This is a genomic window from Flavobacterium sp. MK4S-17, assembly GCF_009848495.1.
GTDB lineage: Bacteria > Bacteroidota > Bacteroidia > Flavobacteriales > Flavobacteriaceae > Flavobacterium.
Genome location: NZ_WWEP01000009.1, coordinates 89,407 through 112,909 on the forward strand (window position 1 = coordinate 89,407; position 23,503 = coordinate 112,909).

Genomic DNA, 23,503 nt, shown 5'->3' on the forward strand with positions numbered 1-23,503 from the left:
TTATCTGTCAAATAATAAACGTTCTCCGCAGCGCAAATCTTTCACTTTAAAGTTATTATAAACAAGCTGCCCGTTCACAAAGGTATGTGTAATTCTCGATTTAAAGTTTGTACCCTCAAAAGGCGACCAACCGCATTTATATAAAATATTCTCTTTTTTAACATTCCATGGCAAACCGGGATTTACAATAACAATATCGGCATAATACCCTTCGCGGATAAAGCCCCGCTTTTCAATCTTGAAGAGTTTTGCCGGGTTATGCGCCATTTTTTCCACGATTTTTTCCACTGATATTTTCTTTTGGTGAAAAGCTTCAAACATGGCCACTACCGCATGCTGTACCAAAGGGCCGCCTGAAGGGGCGCTGGTATATGGGTTTTTCTTTTCTTCCAGTGTGTGCGGTGCATGGTCTGTAGCAATTACATCAATCCTGTCATCCAGCAGTGCCTTCCATAAAGCGTCCCTGTCTGCAGCAGTTTTTACAGCAGGGTTCCATTTTATCAAGTTTCCTTTCTTTTCATAATCGGCATCTGTAAACCACAGGTGGTGGATGCATACCTCTGCCGTTATCTTTTTTTCCTCAAGTGGTATTTTATTGGTAAAAAGCTCTGTTTCCTTAGCTGTGGAAACGTGGAAAACATGCAGCCTTGCACCCGTTTTTTTAGCAAGCTCTATTGCTTTTGACGATGATAGGTAACAAGCCTCGGCACTACGTATAAGCGGATGGAATTTTACAGGAATATCATCACCATACTTTGCCATATATTCTTCAAGGTTCTGTTTTATTGTAGCCTCATCTTCACAGTGTACAGCAATGAGCATAGGCGTGCTGCTGAATATCTTTTCCAGCACCTGTTCATTATCCACAAGCATGTTACCTGTTGATGAGCCTAAGAACAATTTAATACCGGCAACATTTTTAGGATTTGTTTTAAGTACTTCTGCAAGGTTATCATTAGTGCCCCCCATCATGAAGGAATAATTGGCATAAGACACCTGGGAAGCCCTTTGGTATTTTTCTTCCAACAGTTGCTGCGTTACCGCATTGGGCAGCGTATTTGGCTGCTCTATAAAAGAGGTAATACCTCCCGCTACTGCGGCACGCGATTCTGTTTCTATATCACCCTTATGCGTTAATCCCGGCTCACGGAAATGCACCTGGTCATCAATAGCACCGGGTATCAGGTAATTGCCTTCCGCATCAATAATATTTACATCCGGCTTTGCGCTAATGCTTTCTGCAATTTCCTTTATTATCTTGTCTTCAATTAAAAGGTCTCCCTCAAAAACCGAACCCTCATTAACAATTTTTGCATTCTTTATTAAAATCCTGTTCATTAGCCCCTTATAATCTGTTTAAAAATTTCTTTATGCGTAACGATATAACACCGGTTATAGCTTCTTTTATTATGGCATTGCTCATTTTTGACTGCCCTTTTGTGCGGTCGGTAAAAATAATCGGCACTTCCACAATAACAAACCCATTGGAATATGCCCTGTATTTCATTTCTATCTGAAAAGCATAGCCCACAAATTTTATGGTATTAAGGTTTATGCTTTCCAGCACTTTACGCTTATAGCAAATAAAACCCGCTGTGGCATCATTTATTTTCATTCCTGTTATCAGGCGTACATAAGCAGAGGCGTAATAGGAAAGCAATACCCTGCTTAAGGGCCAGTTTACCACATTAACACCTGTAACATAACGGGAACCTATAGCTACATCTGCACCGTTTACACAAGCCTGGTATAGTTTTTCCAGATCTTCAGGGTTGTGCGAAAAATCGGCATCCATCTCAAAAATATATTCATATTTATTATTGATGGCCCATTTAAAACCATGCACATAAGCAGTCCCCAGCCCTGCCTTTTCATTTCTTATTTCCAAATGGAGCCTTCCTGTAAACTCCCCCTGCAAGGCCTGCACTGCCTGTGCCGTTCCATCGGGCGAATTATCATCAACCACCAGCACATCAAAAGGAGTGGTTAAAGAAAAAACCGACCTTATAATATTTTCAATATTTTCAATTTCGTTATAAGTTGGAATTATAACAATGCCATCGCTCATTTTACCACATGGAATTTAGGTGCAAAAATAATGTATTTCTAACGTGCTTATCATAATTAAAGTATAATAAAATAATCCATTATAAAAAATAAGTAATTTTGCGCCATGACAGACCTTGTTTTACATGAAAGGATAGCAGGCGGTAAAGACTGGGCAACCCTACTGTTTGTTTTTTGCTTTATCATTATAGCTGTAAACAGGTCGGCCTTTGGGTCGCGTTTTTCAGAATTTATAAAACTGGCCTTTTCAGATAAATATACTAAAATTTACAAGGACGGCGGCAACATTTTCAGTTGGTTTACCATATCTTTCTTTTTTATCCAGATTGTTTCGTTTGCCTTTCTCATACAATTATTGCTGGCCAGTGTCGGCATGGCAGAAAAAACCAACTGGATAACTTTTATACAGATAAGCACACTTATCGGGGTATTTATCCTTGCCAAATACCTAATAGAAAAAATAATTGCAACATCATTTAATATTGAGGAGTTTAATGAGCAGTACAACCTGCACAAAGTTAATTACCGTACTTATATTGGGTTATTGCTTTTGCCTGTAAATGTTATACTGTATTATAATGATAAACTGCCTGCTGTTGTACTATATTCCATCACGGGGATTATTTTGCTGGCAGCCGTTATTTCTTACCTGGTTTCGCTGCGTAATTATCAAAATGCGATACTAGGCAAATTATTCTATTTTATTTTGTATCTTTGCGCTCTTGAAATAGCACCCTATTATTTCATGTATTATTGGTTTACAAACGTTTAGTAACGATATATAACAACTATGAAAGTGAAAACAATTTTGGTTTCGCAACCGGAGCCTAAAGTAGAAAATTCACCATATTTCGAAATCCAGCAAAAATTAAAAGTAAAGGTTGATTTCAGGCCATTTATTCATGTTGAGGGTGTGAGTGCTAAAGACGTAAGGCAGCAAAAAATTGACCTTAATAATTTTACTGCCATTATACTTACCAGCAAAAACTCTATAGACCACTTTTTTCGTGTTGCAGATGAGATGCGCTATAAAGTACCCGAAACCATGAAGTACTTTTGCCAGAGTGAGGCTGTTGCTTTTTACCTGCAAAAATATGTAGTGTACCGCAAGCGTAAAATATATGTGGGCCAAAAAGATTTTGCAGACCTTTCCCCACTTATAAAAAAATACAAGGATGAAAAATTCCTGCTTCCGGCTTCAGACCAACTGAACGACGATGTACCGCAAACGCTTAACAACCTTAAGGTAAACTGGACACCGGGTATTTTTTACAAAACCGTAATGAGCGACCTAAGTGACCTGAAAGATGTTTATTATGATGTGCTGGCGTTTTTTAGCCCCACAGGTATAAAATCATTATTTAAAAACTTTCCTGAGTTTCAACAAAACAATACACGCATTGCCGTATTTGGAAGCACAACACAAAAAGAAGCATTAGACCACGGGCTAAGGATTGATATTATGGCTCCTACGCCTGATACACCTTCTATGACCATGGCACTGGAAAAATATATTATAGAAGCCAATAAGGCAAAATAATTACCTCAAATTAAAATATACAAAAGCCACTCTATGAGTGGCTTTTATATTTATTACAATGTTCTTGAAAAACAAAAAACCACCCGTTTCCGGATGGTTCTTCGCATCTATTCTAAAATCACACTTATGCCAGAGGTCCGCCTGCCATGATTTCCTCATTGGCAAACTCTTCAAACTTGGCAAAATTTTTCCTGAATGCATCAGCAAGTTCTTTTGCTTTTGCATCATATGCTTCTTTATCTTCCCAGGTGTTTCTCGGGTTTAATACTTCACTTGGCACGTTAGGGCAGCTTTGCGGCTTGGCTATACCAAAAACCTTGTGTGTTTCATAACCCACATTATCAAGCTCACCGTTAAGGGCTGCAGTAATCATAGCCCTGGTATATTTTAATTTCATCCTGCTTCCTGTGCCGTAAGGCCCACCGGTCCACCCGGTATTTATAAGCCATACATTTACGCCGGCTTCTTTCATTTTTTTGCTTAGCATTTCTGCATACCTTGTTGGGTGCAATGGCATAAATGGCGCACCAAAGCAGGCAGAAAAATTAGGCTGCGGTTCATTAACACCTGCCTCAGTACCTGCTACTTTGGCTGTATAGCCGGAAATAAAGTGGTAGGCAGCCTGCCCCGGCGTTAATTTAGATATAGGAGGCAATACTCCAAAAGCATCGGCTGTAAGGAAGAAAATATTTTTAGGATTTTCGCCTATAGAGCCCGGCTGTATATTATCAATATGATAAATAGGATAGCTAACCCTTGTATTTTGTGTTATAGAGATATCTTCATAATCAACCTCATTGGTACCCTGTTTAAAAATAACATTTTCAAGCAGTGCCCCTCTTTTAATAGCCCTGAAAATATCCGGCTCATTTTCCTCGGTAAGGTTTATAACTTTTGCATAGCAGCCGCCTTCAAAGTTAAACACAGTATTTTCATTTGTCCAGCCATGCTCATCATCACCAATCAGTTTACGCTGCGGGTCGGCAGAAAGCGTGGTTTTTCCTGTACCGGACAAACCGAAGAAAATAGCAGTATCGCCTTTTTCACCCACGTTAGCACTACAGTGCATGGGTAATGTATTTTTATTAACCGGAAGTATAAAGTTAAGCGCAGAAAAAATACCTTTTTTCATTTCGCCTGTATAACCTGTACCGCCTATAAGGGCAATTTTTTTATTGAAGTTAAGTATTGCAAAATTGTGCTGGCGGGTACCGTCAACAGCCGGGTCGGCTTTAAAGCCCGGTGCGCACACCACATGCCATTCTGCTTCAAAATCTTCCAGTTCAGAGTCTTCAGGACGCAGGAACATATTGTAGCAAAACAGGTTAGACCAGGAATATTCTGTAACCACCCTTACATTAAGCCTGTAATTGGGGTCGGCACATACATAACTGTCCCTAACATATACTTCTTTACCAGAAAGGTATTCGGTTACTTTATTATAAAGTGCATCAAATTTATCACTGTCAAAAGGTATGTTTACATTGCCCCACCAAACTTCATTCTCCGTTATGGCATCCTTTACAATAAAACGGTCCTGCGGAGACCTGCCTGTAAACTCACCTGTATTTATTGCAAGCGCACCTGTAGAGCTTTCAACCCCCTGTCCTTTTGCAATTGTTATTTCATGAAGTTCACCCGGTGGTAACTGATACTTCACATTAGCATCTTTTATTCCTAACTTCTCCAACGAAATCGTTTTCGTAAAAAGCCCGTAATTCTCCATAAATTTTATTATTAAGTTGCATTGTTTAAAGGGCAAATGTAAAAATAAATTTTTTAAATTATATTGAATTGAAAATTTTTTATCCTTTTCTTTTAATTAAATTTAAAAAAAGTACTGCCCAGCCTAAAATTAATAACAATCCTCCAACAGGGGTAATAAAGCCTATCTTTTTAAAATCGAATGAAAACAAGGTGTTGCAGGCCAGGAAATAAATAGACCCTGAAAAAAACAGCACTCCCGTTACACTTAATATAAAAATACTGTTTTTTACTTTTTTAGATATTTGTGGTATAATACCAACAGCAAGCAAAAACAATGCTGTGTACATTTGGTATTTCACTCCTGTCTCAAAAGTGGCAACGGCATCGGCATCAATTAACTTTTTTAAGCCATGTGCGCCAAATGCCCCTAAAATTATTGCTATCGCTCCTATAAATGCCCCTGTGGCAAGTATCTTCCTATCCATTATAAGTAAATGTTTTAAAATGTAAAGTTACTAAGAATACACAATTTTATGATTTAAAAATTTTTATAAATATCACAAATCGTTACTTTCGTGTTATAATTGTCAATAACACAAACAAAATTCATGAGGAATATATTAATTATTGGCGCAGGCCGTTCTGCCACGTCATTAATAGAATATCTGCTTAACAAAACCGAATCAGAAAACTTACACATAACTATAGCCGACCTATCTGCCGAACTTGCGCAAAAGAAAACCAAAGGCCATACAAGGGCTACTGCAATTGCTTTTGATATTTTTAACGAAGCGCAGCGTAAAGCGGAAATCAGCAAGGCCGATATTGTTATATCAATGCTGCCTGCACACCTACATTACGAAGTGGCAAAAGACTGTATCGTGCTCAAAAAAAATATGGTAACTGCATCATACATAAGCCCTGCCATGCAGGAGCTTGATGCGCAGGTAAAGGAGAACGGACTAATCTTTATGAATGAAATTGGCCTGGATCCCGGTATAGACCACATGAGTGCAATGAAGGTTATTGATGAGATAAGGGATAAAGGCGGTAAAATATTGCTTTTTGAATCTTTTTGCGGCGGGCTTGTTGCCCCCGAGTGCGACAACAACCTATGGAACTATAAGTTTACATGGAACCCACGCAACGTTGTTTTGGCGGGGCAGGGCGGTGCTGCCAAATTTATACAGGAAGGCAATTATAAATACATCCCTTATAATAAGTTGTTTCGCAGGACTGAGTTTATGGAAGTTGAAGGCTACGGCAGGTTTGAAGGCTATGCCAACCGCGACTCCTTAAAATATAAAAGCGTTTACGGGCTTGATGATGCGCTTACCCTGTACCGCGGAACTTTAAGGAGGGTAGGTTTTTCAAGGGCATGGAACATGTTTATACAGCTTGGTATGACAGATGATACCTATATAATGGAAAATTCTGAAAACATGAGCTACAGGGACTTTACCAATTCATTCCTTCCCTACCACCCTACCGACTCTGTTGAATTAAAACTAAGGCACATACTTAAGCTTGACCAGGATGATATACAATGGGACAAACTGCAGGAACTCGACCTTTTTAACCCAGTTAAAAAAGTAGGGCTAAGGAATGCAACACCGGCACAAATACTTGAAAAGATACTTTCTGACAAATGGACGCTAAGCCCTGAAGACAAGGATATGATAGTTATGTACCATAAATTTGGCTACGAACTGAATGGCGAAAGAAAACAGATAGATTCAACAATGGTGTGCATAGGGGAAGACCAGACTTATACTGCTATGGCAAAAACGGTAGGGCTGCCCGTAGCTATTGCCGCCTTGCAGATATTAAATGGCAACATAACATTAAAAGGAGTGCAACTGCCAATTTATAAAGAGGTTTACCAGCCTATTTTAAATGAATTGGAACAGTTTGGTATTGTATTCAATGAAAGGGAAACTTCTTATATGGGTTATAACCCTAACAGTGTAGCAAGTTAACCACTTAACTAACCCAACTTGCTTATAGCCTTCCCTTAATGGGAAGGTTTTTTATTTATAGTAACGCAACATAAATAAAGTTTGGTTATATTTGCCTTAGCATTGGCAATGATGTCTGCCACGAACCGCTTTTTAAGCTGATGACGTCTGTATAACCCTGGCACTTGCCGGCTTAATTTATTATATACAGGCACTATGAAAAATTCAGCTTTTACCCCTGGTTCATTAAATAAAATCCCACAGGTAATTTATTTATATTATTTACTGAAATGGCTTTTACTCGCCCTTTTGGTTAGCTGCTTTATAGGGCCGGTTACCGCTTTTTTCCTAATTTCCCTGAATTGGGTAACTAACTGGCGCGAAAACCACTTATGGATAATTGCGTTATTACCTTTAGGCGGATTGGTGATAGGATTGCTGTATCACTATCTGGGCAGTAATGTTGTAAAAGGCAACAACCAGCTTTTGGAGGAATTGCACAGCCCCAAAAAAATTATCCCGCTCCGCATGGCCCCGTTGGTACTGGCCGGTACACTGATTACACATTTAGTAGGCGGCTCGGCGGGCAGGGAGGGCACTGCTGTACAAATGGGAGGTGCCATTGCCGACCAGTTTACCAAATTGTTCAGGCTTAAAAACCGTGATAGGAAAATTATAATTATAATGGGTATAAGCGGTGGGTTTGCAGCCGTATTCGGCACACCGCTTGCCGGGACTATTTTTGCGCTTGAAGTATTGGTATTGGGCCGTATGCGTTATGAAGCTTTATTACCGGGCCTTATGGCTGCCGTTTTTTCAGATTATATATGCAGGCTTTGCGGAGGGGCACACACCCATTATGCCATTACAACCGTTCCCGGCATTACAACCGAAAATGTATTGTGGACGATTTTTGCCGGCATACTTTTCGGGCTTGCCGCCCTTTTTTTTTCCAAAACCGTACATTTTTTTACAAAGGCATTTTCCCAAAAAATAAGTTATCCTCCATTAAGGCCTGTTATTGGTGGAGTATGCCTGGCTATAGTAATAGGCTTAATGGGCACTACAAAATATATAGGGCTTGGCATACCTACAATTACAGAATCTTTCAGCCAGCAGCTGCCTCCTGCCGATTTCCTTATAAAACTGCTGTTAACCACCTTTACACTGGGTGCAGGCTTTAAGGGCGGAGAAGTAACCCCGTTGTTCTTTATAGGAGCGACACTGGGTAATGCGCTTTTTCTTTTCGTGCCCCTGCCAATCGCACTACTGGCAGGCATGGGCTTTGTTGCTGTATTTTCGGGTGCCACAAACACACCCATAGCGTGTACCTTGATGGGTATTGAATTATTCGGTATGCAAAGCGGCGTATATATAGGTAGTGCCTGTGTGGTGGCCTATCTGTTTTCCGGGCATACAGGTATTTATTCTTCCCAGGTTATTGGCAGCCCGAAACATCTTTTATATGGCAGGATTAAAGGAAAATCATTAAGCCAGTTATAAAATTTAAATCCATAACGCTGAGATAACTTTAAAAATACATCTTTTTGTTATTTTTACAATAAATATGTTAGCATGAAAGTTAACCAGCTGCAAATAGAAATAGACGGTATTGATAAGGAAATACTGCGCAACCTTATGGAAGATGCCCGAAAGCCAATTTTACAAATTGCATCAAAAATAGGCATATCAGGTGCAGCCATACACCAAAGGCTGCGCAAACTGGAACAGGCTAACGTTATTTCAGGCTCAAAATTCATTGTAAACACTAAAGTTTTAGGCTACAGCACAATGGCATTTGTGGGCATATACCTTGAAAAAGCTTCCAGCAACAGCGAGGCTGTAAAAGAACTGCGCAAAATACCCGAAGTGCTGGAATGCCATTACACAACCGGAAACTGGTCTATCCTAATAAAGATTATATGCCGCGATAATGAACACCTTATGCAGTTGCTGAATACCAAAATACAGCCTATTAAAGGCGTATCGCGCACAGAAACCTTTATTTCCCTGCAACAGCAGATAGAAAGACAGATACAATTATGAAAAAAGCCGCACAAAGCGGCTTTTCTCATAACTGTATCTTTTATAATGATTAATCCCTCGAACCTCCAAATACCTGTAGTGCCCAGAATATAAGTGATGCAAGTGCACCAATGGCTGCCACAAGATAAGTGCGTGCTGCCCATTTAAGCGAATCGGCTGCACCATCATATTCCTGCGGGGTTAGCATATTTTTATTTTTTAACCAAGCCAGTGCCCTGTTGCTGGCATCATATTCTACAGGAAGGGTAATAAAGCTGAATAAAGTGGCAAGCCCCATCAATACAAGCCCCGCTACGGCAATATAAAAGCCAAAGCCCAAACCGGATGCCGCACCAAGAATAAGCCCGCCAATTACCAACCATTGCGACATGCCAGATGCCACACTTACCACAGGGACAAGCTGCGAACGCAACTTAAGCATATTATAAGCCGTAGCATGCTGCACGGCATGCCCTACCTCGTGGGCTGCAACTGCCGCGGCTGCCGCGTTGCGCTGGTTATAAACCGCTTCACTAAGATTTACGGTTCTATCGGCCGGGTTGTAATGGTCGGTTAGCCTGCCGGGGGTAGATATTACCTTTACATCATAAATACCGTTATCATTAAGCATTTTTTGCGCTATTTCCGCACCACTCATGCCATTGCGCAGGTGCACCTTTGAATAATAGCTGAATTTGCTTTGCAGCTTTGCGCTTGCGGCAAAACTTGCAAGGGCTATAATACCAATTAATATATAATATTCTATAAGCATTTTGTAATTTGATTAATTTTACAAATTATACATCAAATTTAAAGCCAATCTTTTTACGGACTGGCTTTAATGATATTTTGTCAGCTATACAGCCTGTTACAGGTATAATATTAACTTAGCATAAAAGCGCCCGTGCCCACTTTCCTTTACCGTGTTGTTTACATCGGCAAACTCCGAACCCCACTTACTGTTTAATATATTCCATTCATACCCTACGTTAACACGCAAAGGCCAGTTGGTATCCTGCAGGAAACCAAACGCTGCCGATGGCCCTACATAAACCATATCATTGGTTAGATGTATCTGCCCGGCATAGTTTAACGGGTTAAGGTCATTAAGGTCAACTTCATTATACTTGTTGTAAAGGCTCACCTCCCCCGTTAGGTATGACACATCCAGGCCACCCGAAACAAAAAATTTCTCCTTGTTTACCGGCACATAGTGAACCCTTACCTTAACACCTGCATTCATTGCTATGATGCGTGTAGCATCTTTAGTCTCTCTATAATAGGACGAATTCACTTCAATATCCATCAGTGTTTTTGTCCACATATAATTGAAGCCAAACGAAATTTCGGGTACTGTGGGAGAAAGGTCAGGCAGTCCGGAATTGTTCAGTTTGTCATTAATTTTATAGTCACCGTTTGCCGCAACGCCTAAACCGAAATAAAAGTTCCTTTTTTCCTTCATTTCTTTTTGAGTAGGTGATTCCTGTGCCGTTACTGCACAATTAGTCTCGATAATACAAATAGCTGCGAGTAAAATTTGTTTCATGTTTAATTGAATTAGTGATTGTAATTTTGCAATTACAAAACATATGCCAAAATTTTAAGCAAAAATGCAATTATTAACCAAAAAACAAAAAGACCGCACAATGTTATAACACATGTGCGGTCTTTTTAATAAAATTCATAATAGCCTTAAGCCACTATATTAATAATTTTTCCGGGTACAATAATCACTTTTTTAGGCTGCTGCCCGTTAAGCTGCTGTACTGTCCTTTCATCGGCAAGTATGGCTTTTTCTATTTCGCCGGCAGGCATATCCATAGGCAGCTCTATCTTAAAGCGCATTTTTCCGTTAAAAGATACCGGGTATTCCTTGCTGCTTTCCACAAGATGTTCGGGGTTAAATACAGGGAATTTTACGGTGCTTATACTGCCCTGGTGCCCAAGCCTGTGCCATAGCTCCTCGGCTATGTGTGGTGCATAAGGCGAAATAAGTACGGCAAGCGGCTCCAGTATTACCCTTTCATGGCAGTTGATAGCCGTAAGCTCGTTAACCGCAATCATGAAGGAGCTTACCGAGGTATTAAATGAGAAATTCTCTATATCCTCCTGAACCTTTTTAATGGTTTTATGCAGTATTTTGTAGGCTTCCTTACTGGCAGGGTTGGCGGTTACAATAAGCCCGTTATCATCAAAATACAATTTCCATAATTTTTTAAGGAAACCGCTTACTCCCGTAATACCGGCAGTATTCCAGGGTTTAGCCTGCTCCAATGGCCCAAGGAACATTTCATACAGCCTTAAGGTATCAGCCCCATATTGCTCACAGATGTCATCAGGGTTTACCACATTGTATTTGGACTTAGACATTTTCTCGACTTCAGAGCTTGTTTTAAACTCTTTTGAGCCTTCTTTAAATAACTCAATAAATTCATCTTTATAATAGTATCCTTTTTGAACTACAAAAATTGAATTTTCATAACCATGAGTACCATTTCTATATTGCTTAATGTTTAAAATATTATTATTAACAAAGTTGACATCGAATCTATGAGGGATAATTTCACTGCCAAGTACTGCATATCTTCCGTTTTTAAATTCGCTAATATACTCATAATCAGCACTAAAAAAAACATGTTTTACGTCATTTGTATAATGTGATATATAAGAAAAATCACCTGATTCATTTTCGCTTGGAAGAAATACTGTGTTGGATGCTCTTTCACCTTGATAATCATTCATTGTAAAACCTGAAATAAATGCAACTTCAGAGACCTCTGATGTCCCCAATATCATTCCTTGGTTAATCAGCTTTTTAAAAGGCTCTTCGCTGTTTATATAACCCCTGTCCTTTAAAAACTTATTCCAGAAACGGCTGTATAGCAGGTGCCCTGTGGCATGCTCGCTGCCGCCTATGTATAAATCCACATTTTGCCAGTACTGCTCGTGTGCCTTTCCCACAAACTCCTCATCATTATGCGGGTCCATATAGCGCAGCCAGTACCATGAACTGCCCGCCCAGCCCGGCATAGTGTTTAGCTCCAGCGGGAATACGGTAACATTGTCTATCCTATCGTTACTTACCACCTCATTCTTCTGTACATCCCACGCCCACTCTTTAGAGTTTCCTAAAGGCGGCTGGCCATCTTCCGTAGGCAGGTATTTCTCCACTTCCGGCAGGCGTATGGGTAAATATTTGGCATCAATCATCTGCGGCAGTCCATTTACATAATATACCGGGAACGGTTCGCCCCAGTACCTTTGCCTGCTGAACACGGCATCGCGCAGGCGGTAATTGGTCTTGCCTTTGCCCAAACCTAAATCCTCAAGGTTTTTAATAACAGCTTTGGCAGCCTGCTTATAATCCATCCCATCCAGGAAATCAGAGTTTTTTAATTTCACATTCGGGTCTTTAGCCGAAAAAGCTTCGTGCGAAATATCAGCACCCTCAAATATGTCCTGTATCGGCAAGCCGAAATGTTTTGCAAAATCATAATCGCGCTGGTCGCCCGCAGGTACAGCCATAACCGCACCCGTACCATAACCGGCAAGCACATAATCGCCTATCCACACAGGTATCGGCTCTTTGGTAAGCGGATGCTCGGCATAAGCACCTGTAAACACTCCTGATATGGTTTTTACATCGGCCATACGCTCCCTTTCGCTGCGCTTGGCAGTAGCTTCAATATAAGCCTTAACGGCATCTTTTTGCTCCGGTGTTGTTATCAGCTCCACAAGCTCATGTTCCGGTGCAAGGGTTACAAAAGTTACCCCGAAAATAGTATCGGGCCTTGTGGTAAAAACCTCAACGGCATATTCCCCTGCATCATTTCCACTCAGCATGTAGTCCAATGCGTCAGTGTCATTATTTTTTACCTTAAATACAACCGATGCCCCAACCGATTTTCCTATCCAGTTGCGCTGGCTTTCCTTTAAGGATTCTGTCCAGTCTATAGTTTCAAGACCCTGCAGTAACCTTTCGGCATACGCGGAAATACGCATGCTCCACTGCGTCATTTTTTTGCGTATTACAGGATGCCCGCCCCTTTCGGAAACGCCGTTTACAATCTCGTCATTGGCAAGCACGGTACCCAGTGCCGGGCACCAGTTCACCTCGGTTTCGGCAAGGTAGGTAAGCCTGTATTTAAGCAATATGCGCTCCTGTTGCTCTTTGCTGTAGTTTTTCCAATCATGTGCGGTAAAAGCGGCTATATTTTCATCACTTACTGCATTAATACCCGCATTCCCGTTTTCTTCAAACTTTTGTATCAGCGTACAGATGCTCTCTGCCTTATCGGTATCTTTATTATACCAGGAATTGAATAACTGTATAAATATCCACTGCGTCCATTTGTAATACTCAGGGTTGCTTGTACGTACTTCCCTGTCCCAATCGAATGAGAACCCTATTCTATCCAATTGCTGCCTGTAACGCTTAATGTTGGTTTCGGTAGTTATGGCAGGGTGCTGCCCGGTTTGTATGGCATACTGCTCGGCAGGAAGCCCAAAACTGTCATACCCCTGCGGGTGCAGTACATTAAAACCCATGTGGCGCTTGTAGCGCGCATAAATATCACTGGCTATATACCCCAGCGGATGCCCCACATGCAGCCCCGCCCCGCTTGGGTAAGGAAACATGTCAAGCACATAATATTTTGGTTTGTCCGACAGGTTATCTGCCCTAAAGGTGTTGTTCTCTGCCCAGTGTTTTTGCCACCTGGCTTCTATTTCGTTAGGATTGTATCTCATTTTCAGTAGAAAGTTGTAATATCTTAAAAGTCCGAAAGTTTAAAGAAGTGCAAATTTAAGGTTATTGTACGAATGTATAAAGTTTAGGCGTTATAAACTATGTATAAACAAATACTTTATTTATTTTTACCGCTAAAATGTAACCTATGGCATCTTCTTTTGAAAAATTCCAGAAAAGACGGCTTATTTCTTCCTACTTTTCGGTAGTGCTAAGTATTTTTATAGTGCTTACCCTGCTGGGCGCGCTTGGGCTTTTTGTAATTAATACAGAAAAAATATCAGGCTATGTAAAGGAAAATATCCCCATGACGGTTTATTTTAAAAGGGAAGCAACCGACAGTGCCATGGTGGCATTTGGCAACCAGCTTAAAAATTCGCCTTTTGTAAAGGATTATGTTTATGTGAGCAAGGAGGACGCCGCAGAGAAGAACAAGGATATAATGGGCGATTATGAAACCCTGCTGGACAGCAACCCCCTTTTAAACTCTTATGACCTGCACCTTAAAGGTGACTTTGTAGAAAAAGACAGTATTAAGGATATTGAAGTCCAGTTCCGCTCCAACCCTGCCGTGGGTGATGTAACATATGATAACGTGCTGGTTGAGCTTGCCAATGAAAATATTAAAAAAATAACTTTTTGGATACTGGTAATAAGCGGTGTACTGGCTTTTGTTTCCATGCTGCTTATAAACAGCTCATTGAGGCTGTCAATATATTCCCACCGTTTTATTATAAAAACCATGCAGATGGTAGGCGCTACAAAATCGTTTATCCGCAAGCCATTTGTTTGGAGAGGCATAAAACTGGGGCTTATCGGTTCGGCACTGGCAATAGGTGCGTTAATATGGTTTGTATATTACCTTGATGAGGCTTTCCCTGTGCTTAACATTTGGGAAGACTGGATTCCTACAGCCATAGTGCTGGCAGGAGTGCTGGCCTTCGGTATAATAATTACAGCCATAAGCACGTTTTTTGCAACACAGCGTTTCCTTAATTTAAGGACTGACGACCTGTACTAACAACCACTTACATTAACTTTAAACACACTAAAGTGAAAAATAACAACGAAATTAAAACCCAGTTCCTTTTTGAAAAGGTTAATTATAAAATACTTTTAACAGGGCTTGCCGTTATTGCGCTTGGCTTTTTGCTGATGGCAGGGGGCGGCAGTGATGACCCTAAAGTTTTTAGCGAGGCAATTTTTAATTTCAGGAGGATAAGGCTGGCACCTACGGTTGTACTTATAGGCTTTGGCATAACGGTTTATTCCATCCTTAAAAACCCAAATCCGCAACAGGTACAGGAAAATACAGAAGATGCATTTCCTGAAGACAAGCCAATTAAAAACTTTAAAAACAAAAAGAAATAAATGGATTTTATACAGGCCGTTATCCTTGCCATAATTGAAGGACTTACCGAATACCTACCTGTTTCATCTACCGCACACATGATTTTTGCCAGTTCCTACTACGGCATTCAGGAAGATGACTTTGTAAAACTTTTCCAGGTTTCCATACAGTTTGGGGCCATACTTGCAGTAGTTGCCTTATACTGGCGCAAATTTTTTGATTTCAGTAAATTTAATTTTTATATTAAGCTGGCATGCGCCGTTGTACCCGCACTTTTACTGGGTTACTTATTTGATGACATGATAGAGGCAGTATTGGGCAACCCCGTACCCATTGCCATAGTGCTTATAGTGGGCGGTGTTATATTGCTTTTTATAGAAGACTTTTTTAAAAACACCACAATAGACAAGGAAGAGGATATCACTATAAAAAAGGCTGTTACCATAGGGTTTTGGCAATGCCTGGCTATGATGCCCGGCACAAGCCGTTCGGCAGCTTCCATTATAGGCGGTATGCAGCAGGGCTTAACACGCCAGGCAGCAGCCGAGTTTTCATTCTTTCTTGCTGTACCCACCATGATGGCTGTTACCGTTTATTCCATTTTTATTAAGACGTACGAGCACAGCGGGCTTAAAGGTTATGAATTGCTCACGCAAAGCAGCGACAATATTAAAATGTTCCTTACCGGTAATATTATTGCTTTTATTGTAGCCATTATTGCCATTAAAGGCTTTATAGGGCTTATTAAAAAATATGGGTTTAAGCCATGGGGCTGGTACAGGATTATTGCCGGGGTACTGCTCCTTGCCTATTTTTTAACTTTCAAATCCAATTAAATTGCAATTACCGGATGAATTTGCAGAAGGGCAGGTTTTACTGATTGACAAACCCCTTAACTGGAGCTCGTTTCAGGCTGTAAATAAAATTAAGTGGAGCCTGAAAAAACACTTGGGCTTAAAAAAAATAAAGGTAGGGCATGCAGGCACGCTGGATCCGCTTGCAACAGGGCTGCTTATAATATGCACAGGTAAATTTACAAAGCGAATACCCGAACTGCAGGGCATGGAGAAAGAATATACAGGTACTTTTTATATAGGTGCCACTACCCCATCCTACGACCTTGAAACCGAAGTAAACCAAACATTCCCCACACAGCAAATTAATGATGGATTGATTAACAGTGCAATAAATCAGTTTAAAGGGGAAATAAAACAGAAGCCACCCGTTTTTTCAGCTATAAAAAAAGATGGCAAACGATTGTATGAACATGCACGTAAAGGTGAAGATGTTGAAATTGAAGCCCGTAGCGTTACCATACATGAATTTGAATTAACCCGTATTGCACTACCCGAAATAGATTTCAGGATAGTGTGCAGCAAAGGCACATACATACGCTCACTGGCATACGATTTTGGTATTGCCCTTAACAGTGGCGCACACCTTACTGCATTGCGGCGTACTAAAATTGGCAACTATAATGTTACTGATGCCATGACTCCAAATGATTTTGAAGCCTCGGTGGAAAATAAACAGGCATGAGAAAATATTTATTACTATTGCTTCCTTTATTTGCCTTTGCCCAAAATGTAAAGCTACAGCAATTGCAGGACGGCGACCTTATCTTTCAGGATATGGACTGCGGCCCCTTATGTGATGCTATTGAAGCCGTTACCGAAGGATATAATGGAAATGATTTTAGCCATATGGGTATGGTGTACCACAGAAATGATACTATATATGTTATTGAAGCGGCAGGAAATGCCGTAAGGTTGAACACCCTTGAAAATTTTTCAAAAAACACAAAAAAGCCTATGTATGTAGGCAGGTTAAAAAATCAACATCAACACCTTATACCGCGAGCAATTGATTTTTCACTTCGCCAGTTGGGTGTACCTTATGATGATGAGTATGTATATAACAATGGAAGTTATTACTGTTCGGAACTTATATATGATGCTTTCCTTTTTGCCAACGGTGGCAAGCCTTTTTTCAAGTTATACCCTATGACCTATAAAGAGCCGGGTACAAATACTTTCTTTCCGGCATGGGTAAGTTACTATGCCGAAATTGGCAAGGAAATCCCCGAAGGAAAACCTGGGTGTAATCCGGGAGGTATTTCCCTTTCTGATAAAATTGATATTATAGGGATTTTAGAAGATTAAACTAAACAACAGCTTTATCTGCTGTTTCAATTAAAAGTGTAATTTCTTCCATAGTGCTTAGCCCCTTATCATGCAGATACCATTTTTGCAGTTCGGTTTTTGCTTCTTCTGTAATTTTGCCATCCCTCTCTTTATAATCACGTATAAGCTGAGCTGCGCCGAGCGGCCTTGGGCCCCAACTTCCTAAAGCCACGCCCGTTTCTTTATTTACAAGTACAAGTTTAGGTATAGACCTTGCCCCATTGGTAAGATATTCATCCATTAATTCAGCATTATCGTCACGAAGCACAAGCCTCAATTCAAGATTCGGGTTTTCAGCCTGCATTTTATTCATAACGGGTACAATTTGTGCAGCATCCCCACACCACCCTTCAGATAAAACCAATAGCACATAATTGTGCTTTATAGCTTTTAACCTTTGCTGTAATTCCTCTGGTATTGCTATAGTTTTATCAAGGCGGTTCATTCGCACTTCGTTTAAAGTACTGTAGTGGGTAAGGTCTTCGCTCTGGGTATTGCCTGTTGATAACCCTTTTAAAAGCAAGGCAGATATATGATTTCTATATTCCTGATAGGAATAACTGTTTTTTAAGCTTTTTTCAATCAGCGTTTCCATAGTAAGTATTTTCTGCAAAAGTAATTGCAAAAAGAAAGCCATACCATAAAAATATGTAATTTAGTCATGTAATTATCCAACCCTTAATGAAATTAGAAGGAAACACAATAGGCCTCATACTTTCGGGTGGTGGCTCTAAAGGCATAGCACATGCCGGCGTTTTAAAGTTTTTTGAAGAAAAAGGCATAAACCCCTCGCATATTGCCGGCACAAGTTCCGGCGCCATTGTATCATCCCTATATGCCAGCGGAAAATCACCCGAAGAAATACTTGATTTTTTTAAGTCCATTTACTTTTTTCACTGGAGGCATTTCACTTTCAGGAAAGCAGGTTTCATAGATTCCGAAGCGTTTAAAAACTATTTTATCAGCGTTTTTGGCGATGGCTGCCTGGGCGACCTGCCCTACAGAATGCATATAACCGCTACCGACCTTGTTTCGGGCAAGCTTCGCATATTTGGCCCCGAAATAAAAATTGTTGATGCGGTACTGGCATCTTCTGCCTTTCCCGGGGTTATTTCACCCTATGAAATTGGCGGCAGGCTGTATAGCGATGGCGGCATACTTAACCATTTCCCTACAGATATATTACAGGGCAGGTGCGACACGCTTATAGGTGTGTATGTAAGCCCGATACAAAAAATAGATGCATCTGACCTGAAATCAATTAAAGCAGTTACCACCCGCGCCTACGATTTGCTTTCTGCCAATACCAACATGCAGAAATTTACACTATGCGATTGGGTTATAAGCCCTGACGAACTTGCATTATACAACACTTTTGAAACCAATAAGGCCAAAATGAATGAAATTTTTACCGTAGGCTACCAGGCTGCCAAAAAGTCGTATGAAGAGCTTATTGTATAATTGGGCAGGCTAAAATTGTGTTTCATGCAAAAGTTTTATTATTATATTTGCAGCAGTCAATTTAAACCCTATGAAATATAAACGAATCCTGTTAAAACTAAGCGGGGAAGCCCTTATGGGAGACAGGCAGTATGGCATTGACCCTAAAAGGCTTGCCGAATATGCCGAAGAAATAAAACTGATACACGACAAAGGTGTTGAAATTGCCATAGTAATAGGTGGTGGAAACATTTTTAGGGGTGTTGCAGGAGCCAGCAACGGTATGGACAGGGTTCAGGGAGATTATATGGGTATGCTGGCAACCGTTATTAACGGTATGGCCCTACAGGGCGCACTGGAAGATGCGGGTATGCCAACAAGGCTGCAAACAGCACTTAAAATTGAGGCCATAGCCGAGCCTTATATTAAAAGAAGGGCTGTGCGCCACCTTGAAAAAAGGCGTATAGTAATTTTTGGTGCAGGAACAGGCAACCCATACTTTACAACCGATACGGCCGCTGTTTTGAGAGGAGTGGAAGTAAATGCTGATGTGATACTTAAAGGTACACGCGTTGACGGTATTTATACTGCCGATCCTGAAAAAGATACTACTGCCGTGAAATATGACACCCTTACTTTTGAAGATGTTATTAGCAAAGGGCTTAATGTTATGGACACTACAGCATTTACCCTTAGCCAGGAAAACGAACTCCCTATAATTGTATTTGACATGAACAAAAAAGGGAACCTTGTTAAAGTGTGCGAAGGCGAGCTTGTGGGTACCACAGTAAATGTTTAATTTTTAACTACAAATAAGAATTAATGCTTTATGGAAGAGATTGAATTTATTTTAGATAGTACAAAAGAATCAATGAACAACTCTGTTTCACATCTTGAAAAAGAGTTTTTAAACATACGTGCCGGTAAGGCTACCCCGGCAATGCTTGGCGGTGTAAAGGTAGATTACTACGGTTCGCTTACACCCCTTTCCCAGGTGGCAAATGTAAACACTCCCGATGCAAGGACAATTACCATTTCTCCATGGGAAAAAAACATGCTGCAGCCTATTGAAAAAGCTATTATGATGGCTAACATAGGTTTCAACCCCATGAATAACGGAGACAACATTATAATTAATGTTCCTGCCCTTACCGAAGAGCGAAGGAAAGACCTTGTTAAGCAGGCCAAAGCGCAGGCAGAAGACGCTAAAATAGGCGTAAGGAACGCCCGTAAGGACGCTAACACCGAAATTAAAAAACTGGAAAAAGACGGGCTTTCTGAAGATATATGCAAAAGTGCAGAAGATGACGTACAGGAGCTTACCAACAATTTTATAAAGAAAATTGATGATTTGCTGGTTGTAAAAGAAGCCGAAATAATGAAGGTATAAAAATCCACACAATTAAAAAAAGCAGTCTTAAATAGGCTGCTTTTTTTATAATTCCTACCCAGCCAGTGCTGAATATAATGATTATAGCACGATAAGTTATACCGTTGCTAATATTACTATCTTTGCACAGGTAACAAATTGCCGTTATTTACGTTTACCTTAAAAACTTCATGAGGCTACTGTTTCTTTTGTCCCTTCTTCTCAGCACGGTTTGCCATGCACAATTTACCGTTAGCGGTATTGTAAGAAACAGCACGAATAATAAAACACTTCCTTTTGCCACAATTACTTTAAGCAACGGAAAAATACTGGCAGCAGATGTAGATGGAAAATTCACTATAGAAAATGCCGAAACAGGGCAGGCTGTAACCTTATCTTATACCGGTTTTTCTCCTGAAACTTTTACGGTTCATAAAAATAAAAGATATTATACAGTACGTTTAAAACCGCATACCGAAGTTCTTGATGAAGTAGTTATAAATACCGGCAACCCTGCCAATGCCATAATCAGGGAAGCCATACGGCGAAAGCCACAAAATAATCCAGAGCAAAAACTAAACAGCTTTAGGTACAAAACCTATAACAGGCTTATAGTAACGGCACAGCCTGACTCTATATCGGGCAAACTGGACTCTATATATGTATATGAAAAAACCGGGCGAAGATTAGAAAAAATAGATTCTGCCGACTTCAGGTTTAAAAAAATAGTAGAACGCAGGCACCTGTACCAGACTGAAAAAATCTCTGAATATAGATATGTAAAAAACACAGGGCTTAAAGAGTTTGTACTCGCCACCCGCATGGCCGGGTTCAAACAGCCACTTTATGAAATAATAGGGTTAAAACTACAATCTTATTCGGTATATAGCAAAAATATAGACCTTTTAGAAAACAAATACGAAGGCCCGCTGGCAGATAATGCCTTTGCAGATTATCATTATAAAATACTGGACACCCTGCCTATTGAGGGACGAAAAACCTATATGGTTTACTTTGCTCCCAAAAGAAAGAAAAGGAAAAACCTTTCAGGCATTTTGTATATAGACAGCAGTACTTATGGGGTAGCAAAAGCTGTTTTCAGGATAAAAAATGTATTGGACATTACCTCCACCCACCTGTTTGAATTTGAAAATAAATATGGTTTATGGTTTCCTAAAGGCAAAACCCTTAAAGTTGTAAAGGGCAATAATCCTGAAGACATAAAGATACTGGGGGAAACCATAAAGTTTGATGCTGTTGACAAAACCGACCCAAACCGTGAAAAGGAAGCATCCGATTATATCTACCTGCTTTCAGAGTCGGTTAATTTTGAAAAGGAATTTAACGAGCCACTGTCTATAAAGCATAAAAGTGTAATTATAGAGATACAGGACGAAGCCATAAACAGGCCCGAAACCTATTGGGACACTTACCGACCGGACAGCCTTGACACACGAAGCCGGAACACCTATGCCGCGCTTGACAGTATTGTAACCAAGGAAAATATTGAATATAAAATTTTCCTTGGTAAAAAAATAGTAAACGGTTATGTGCCTTTAGGACCTTTTGACCTTGACCTGAGATACCTTGCAAAATATAATAATTATGAAGGCTTTCGTTTGGGTGCAGGCGGCACCACAAATGATAAGTTTTCAGAAAAATTCAGGGTAAACGGTTATGGTGCTTATGGCTCCAAAGATGGTGAATTTAAATATAGCCTGGGTGCGGCGGTAAGGCTGGGTGAATTTTCCAATTCATGGATAGGCGGGTCTTATACGGATGATGTGAGGGAAATTGCAAGTACTTCATTCGCTACAGATAAGCGTGTGTTTAAAATATATGACCCCCGCCCTTTTAACCTTACCACTTTTTACAATTACCAAACCTGGCATGCCTACATAGAAACGCGTATAATTCCAAAAACTGAAAGCAACTGGCAGGTTACACGCAGCCGCATTGAGCCAAAATTCAATTATATTTTCAGGCCGGGCAATGGTTCCTACAGTATTTTTAACCTTACTATGGCTACCGTTTCCATGCAATGGAATCCGTTTAGCGATTATATGCAAACCCCTAACGGTAAGATTGAAACCGAAAAACGCTTCCCTAAATTTACCTTTCAGTATACACAGGCTGTTTCGGGAGTGTTGGACAGCGACCTCGCCTTTGGTAAATTTGATTTCCGTACAGAATATGAAAAGAAATACCTTAACGGGCAAAAAACTTCATTTTTAATACAGTCGGGGCTTGCAGTGGGTGATACCCCGCTAACACATTTATACAGTACATCGCCCAACAGCCTTAACAAAGATGCTATACTGCAAAGGGTAACACTGGCAGGCAAGAACAGTTTTGAAACCATGTATTTTAATGAGTTTTTTTCCAGCAGGTATGTAATAGTACAGGCAAAACATGCTTTAAGGCGATTTACACTGATAGACCAAATTAAGCTGTCGCCCGTTTTTGTTTCACGTTTTGCCTGGGGTAATATGGATCACAAAGAGAAGCATTTGGGTATTGACTATAACACCCTTGAAAAGGGTTACTATGAAAGCGGGCTGGAACTTAACGAAATTTTCCTGGGATTTGGCATCAGTGCATTTTACCGTTACGGCCCATACTATCTTCAGGATTTTGACAAAAATATTTCGGTTAAGCTATCCTTTACGCTCAACCTTTTTTAATGTGACACCACCTTTAGCCCTACTATAGATGCGATGAGTGTGGTAATAAAAAACAGCCTCCAAAAAGTGGCAGGCTCTTTAAAAATAAAAATACCTACCAGTACGGTACCTACTGCACCTACACCCGTCCACACTGCATAAGCAGTGCCAATAGGCAGCGTTTGCGTGGCTTTGTACAACAACACCATGCTGATTGTAAGGCAAAGTAAAAAACCTCCCAGCCAATAATTAGATGCCATTCCCTGAGCCTCTTTGGCCTTGCCGAGGCAAAAAGCAAAACCCACTTCAAAAAGCCCGGCTATAATAAGTATTATCCAGTTCATTATGCTAATGTAAACTTTTCAAATTATACACTATAAAATTTAACCTTTTTGTTGTTTTTACTACATTTGCAGGCATTTACATTTTCATTAAAATATACAAATACGCAAA

22 protein-coding genes, 1 pseudogene and 1 riboswitch are annotated in these 23,503 nt (G+C 40.3%); of the genes and pseudogenes, 14 read left to right on the top strand and 9 right to left on the bottom strand.

The window, feature by feature from the left end:
- A complete protein-coding gene (locus GSF09_RS04170; protein WP_159799681.1) occupies positions 1-1,338 on the bottom strand; it encodes a dihydroorotase in 1,338 nt (445 codons plus the stop codon).
- Positions 1,339-1,345: 7 nt separating this feature from the next.
- Positions 1,346-2,068: a polyprenol monophosphomannose synthase gene (locus GSF09_RS04175; protein WP_159799682.1), complete on the bottom strand. Its 723-nt coding sequence runs from the start codon at positions 2,066-2,068 to the stop codon at positions 1,346-1,348.
- 105 nt (positions 2,069-2,173) lie between these two features.
- On the opposite strand from GSF09_RS04175, the gene GSF09_RS04180 reads away from it, so the two are divergent.
- Both GSF09_RS04180 and GSF09_RS04185 read left to right on the top strand, forming a co-directional pair.
- Complete coding sequence (locus GSF09_RS04180) at positions 2,174-2,839, top strand: DUF4271 domain-containing protein (protein ID WP_159799683.1); 666 nt, start codon at positions 2,174-2,176, stop codon at positions 2,837-2,839.
- 18 nt (positions 2,840-2,857) lie between these two features.
- Positions 2,858-3,607 carry a uroporphyrinogen-III synthase gene (locus GSF09_RS04185; RefSeq protein WP_159799684.1) on the top strand — a complete coding sequence of 250 codons (750 nt, stop codon included), beginning with the start codon at positions 2,858-2,860 and terminating at the stop codon, positions 3,605-3,607.
- A gap of 124 nt (positions 3,608-3,731) precedes the next feature.
- Here GSF09_RS04185 and pckA read toward each other — a convergent pair whose 3' ends face one another.
- Together pckA and GSF09_RS04195 are read right to left on the bottom strand one after the other, a co-directional pair.
- Positions 3,732-5,333: a phosphoenolpyruvate carboxykinase (ATP) gene (gene pckA, locus GSF09_RS04190; RefSeq protein WP_159799685.1), complete on the bottom strand. Its 1,602-nt coding sequence runs from the start codon at positions 5,331-5,333 to the stop codon at positions 3,732-3,734.
- A 79-nt stretch (positions 5,334-5,412) separates the two neighbouring features.
- Positions 5,413-5,799 carry a DUF423 domain-containing protein gene (locus tag GSF09_RS04195; RefSeq protein ID WP_159799686.1) on the bottom strand — a complete coding sequence of 129 codons (387 nt, stop codon included), beginning with the start codon at positions 5,797-5,799 and terminating at the stop codon, positions 5,413-5,415.
- A gap of 123 nt (positions 5,800-5,922) precedes the next feature.
- On the opposite strand from GSF09_RS04195, the gene GSF09_RS04200 reads away from it, so the two are divergent.
- From GSF09_RS04200 to GSF09_RS04210, 3 genes are all read left to right on the top strand, one after another.
- On the top strand, positions 5,923-7,293 hold the full coding sequence (locus GSF09_RS04200) for a saccharopine dehydrogenase family protein (protein ID WP_159799687.1): 1,371 nt from the start codon (positions 5,923-5,925) through the stop codon (positions 7,291-7,293).
- Positions 7,294-7,388: 95 nt separating this feature from the next.
- Positions 7,389-7,450: riboswitch (Fluoride riboswitch) on the top strand.
- Positions 7,451-7,488: 38 nt separating this feature from the next.
- Complete coding sequence (locus tag GSF09_RS04205) at positions 7,489-8,775, top strand: voltage-gated chloride channel family protein (RefSeq protein WP_159799688.1); 1,287 nt, start codon at positions 7,489-7,491, stop codon at positions 8,773-8,775.
- Positions 8,776-8,847: 72 nt separating this feature from the next.
- Complete coding sequence (locus GSF09_RS04210) at positions 8,848-9,318, top strand: Lrp/AsnC family transcriptional regulator (RefSeq protein WP_159799689.1); 471 nt, start codon at positions 8,848-8,850, stop codon at positions 9,316-9,318.
- 49 nt (positions 9,319-9,367) lie between these two features.
- On the opposite strand, the gene GSF09_RS04215 is transcribed toward GSF09_RS04210, so the two are convergent.
- The 3 genes from GSF09_RS04215 to GSF09_RS04225 form a co-directional block, all read right to left on the bottom strand.
- Complete coding sequence (locus GSF09_RS04215) at positions 9,368-10,069, bottom strand: zinc metallopeptidase (RefSeq protein WP_159799690.1); 702 nt, start codon at positions 10,067-10,069, stop codon at positions 9,368-9,370.
- A gap of 96 nt (positions 10,070-10,165) precedes the next feature.
- The gene (locus tag GSF09_RS04220) at positions 10,166-10,843 is read right to left on the bottom strand and encodes a hypothetical protein (protein ID WP_159799691.1); all 678 of its coding nucleotides are present in this window, start codon (positions 10,841-10,843) and stop codon (positions 10,166-10,168) included.
- Positions 10,844-10,989: 146 nt separating this feature from the next.
- A complete protein-coding gene (locus GSF09_RS04225) occupies positions 10,990-14,046 on the bottom strand; it encodes a leucine--tRNA ligase (RefSeq protein WP_159799692.1) in 3,057 nt (1,018 codons plus the stop codon).
- A 146-nt stretch (positions 14,047-14,192) separates the two neighbouring features.
- Here GSF09_RS04225 and GSF09_RS04230 point away from each other — a divergent pair, with 146 nt between their 5' ends.
- The 5 genes and pseudogenes from GSF09_RS04230 (at position 14,193) to GSF09_RS04250 (ending at position 17,557) form a co-directional block, all read left to right on the top strand.
- Entirely contained in the window at positions 14,193-15,065 is an 873-nt protein-coding gene (locus GSF09_RS04230) for an ABC transporter permease (RefSeq protein WP_159799693.1), read from the top strand.
- A 32-nt stretch (positions 15,066-15,097) separates the two neighbouring features.
- Positions 15,098-15,331, top strand: a pseudogene (locus tag GSF09_RS04235) (DUF3098 domain-containing protein); the annotation flags it as partial.
- Between the two features lie 84 nt (positions 15,332-15,415).
- Positions 15,416-16,231 carry an undecaprenyl-diphosphate phosphatase gene (locus GSF09_RS04240; RefSeq protein ID WP_159799694.1) on the top strand — a complete coding sequence of 272 codons (816 nt, stop codon included), beginning with the start codon at positions 15,416-15,418 and terminating at the stop codon, positions 16,229-16,231.
- A 1-nt stretch (position 16,232) separates the two neighbouring features.
- Entirely contained in the window at positions 16,233-16,934 is a 702-nt protein-coding gene (gene truB, locus GSF09_RS04245; protein WP_159799695.1) for a tRNA pseudouridine(55) synthase TruB, read from the top strand.
- Positions 16,931-17,557, top strand: coding sequence for a YiiX/YebB-like N1pC/P60 family cysteine hydrolase (locus GSF09_RS04250; protein WP_159799696.1), 627 nt, complete (start codon positions 16,931-16,933; stop codon positions 17,555-17,557). Before truB ends, GSF09_RS04250 begins: the two co-directional genes overlap by 4 nt.
- 1 nt (position 17,558) lies before the next feature.
- On the opposite strand, the gene GSF09_RS04255 is transcribed toward GSF09_RS04250, so the two are convergent.
- The gene (locus GSF09_RS04255) at positions 17,559-18,173 is read right to left on the bottom strand and encodes a thioredoxin family protein (protein ID WP_159799697.1); all 615 of its coding nucleotides are present in this window, start codon (positions 18,171-18,173) and stop codon (positions 17,559-17,561) included.
- An 86-nt stretch (positions 18,174-18,259) separates the two neighbouring features.
- Between GSF09_RS04255 and GSF09_RS04260 the strand changes: the two genes are divergently transcribed.
- From GSF09_RS04260 to GSF09_RS04275, 4 genes are all read left to right on the top strand, one after another.
- Positions 18,260-19,039 carry a patatin-like phospholipase family protein gene (locus tag GSF09_RS04260; RefSeq protein ID WP_159799698.1) on the top strand — a complete coding sequence of 260 codons (780 nt, stop codon included), beginning with the start codon at positions 18,260-18,262 and terminating at the stop codon, positions 19,037-19,039.
- Between the two features lie 70 nt (positions 19,040-19,109).
- Positions 19,110-19,817: a UMP kinase gene (pyrH, locus tag GSF09_RS04265; protein WP_159799699.1), complete on the top strand. Its 708-nt coding sequence runs from the start codon at positions 19,110-19,112 to the stop codon at positions 19,815-19,817.
- Between the two features lie 30 nt (positions 19,818-19,847).
- Entirely contained in the window at positions 19,848-20,408 is a 561-nt protein-coding gene (frr, locus tag GSF09_RS04270; RefSeq protein WP_159799700.1) for a ribosome recycling factor, read from the top strand.
- A 170-nt stretch (positions 20,409-20,578) separates the two neighbouring features.
- Positions 20,579-23,071: a DUF5686 family protein gene (locus GSF09_RS04275; RefSeq protein WP_159799701.1), complete on the top strand. Its 2,493-nt coding sequence runs from the start codon at positions 20,579-20,581 to the stop codon at positions 23,069-23,071.
- Here the strand turns inward: GSF09_RS04275 and GSF09_RS04280 are convergent.
- The gene (locus GSF09_RS04280) at positions 23,068-23,394 is read right to left on the bottom strand and encodes a multidrug efflux SMR transporter (RefSeq protein ID WP_159799702.1); all 327 of its coding nucleotides are present in this window, start codon (positions 23,392-23,394) and stop codon (positions 23,068-23,070) included. The two genes, GSF09_RS04275 and GSF09_RS04280, sit on opposite strands and share 4 nt — an antisense overlap.
- Positions 23,395-23,503 lie beyond the last annotated feature (109 nt).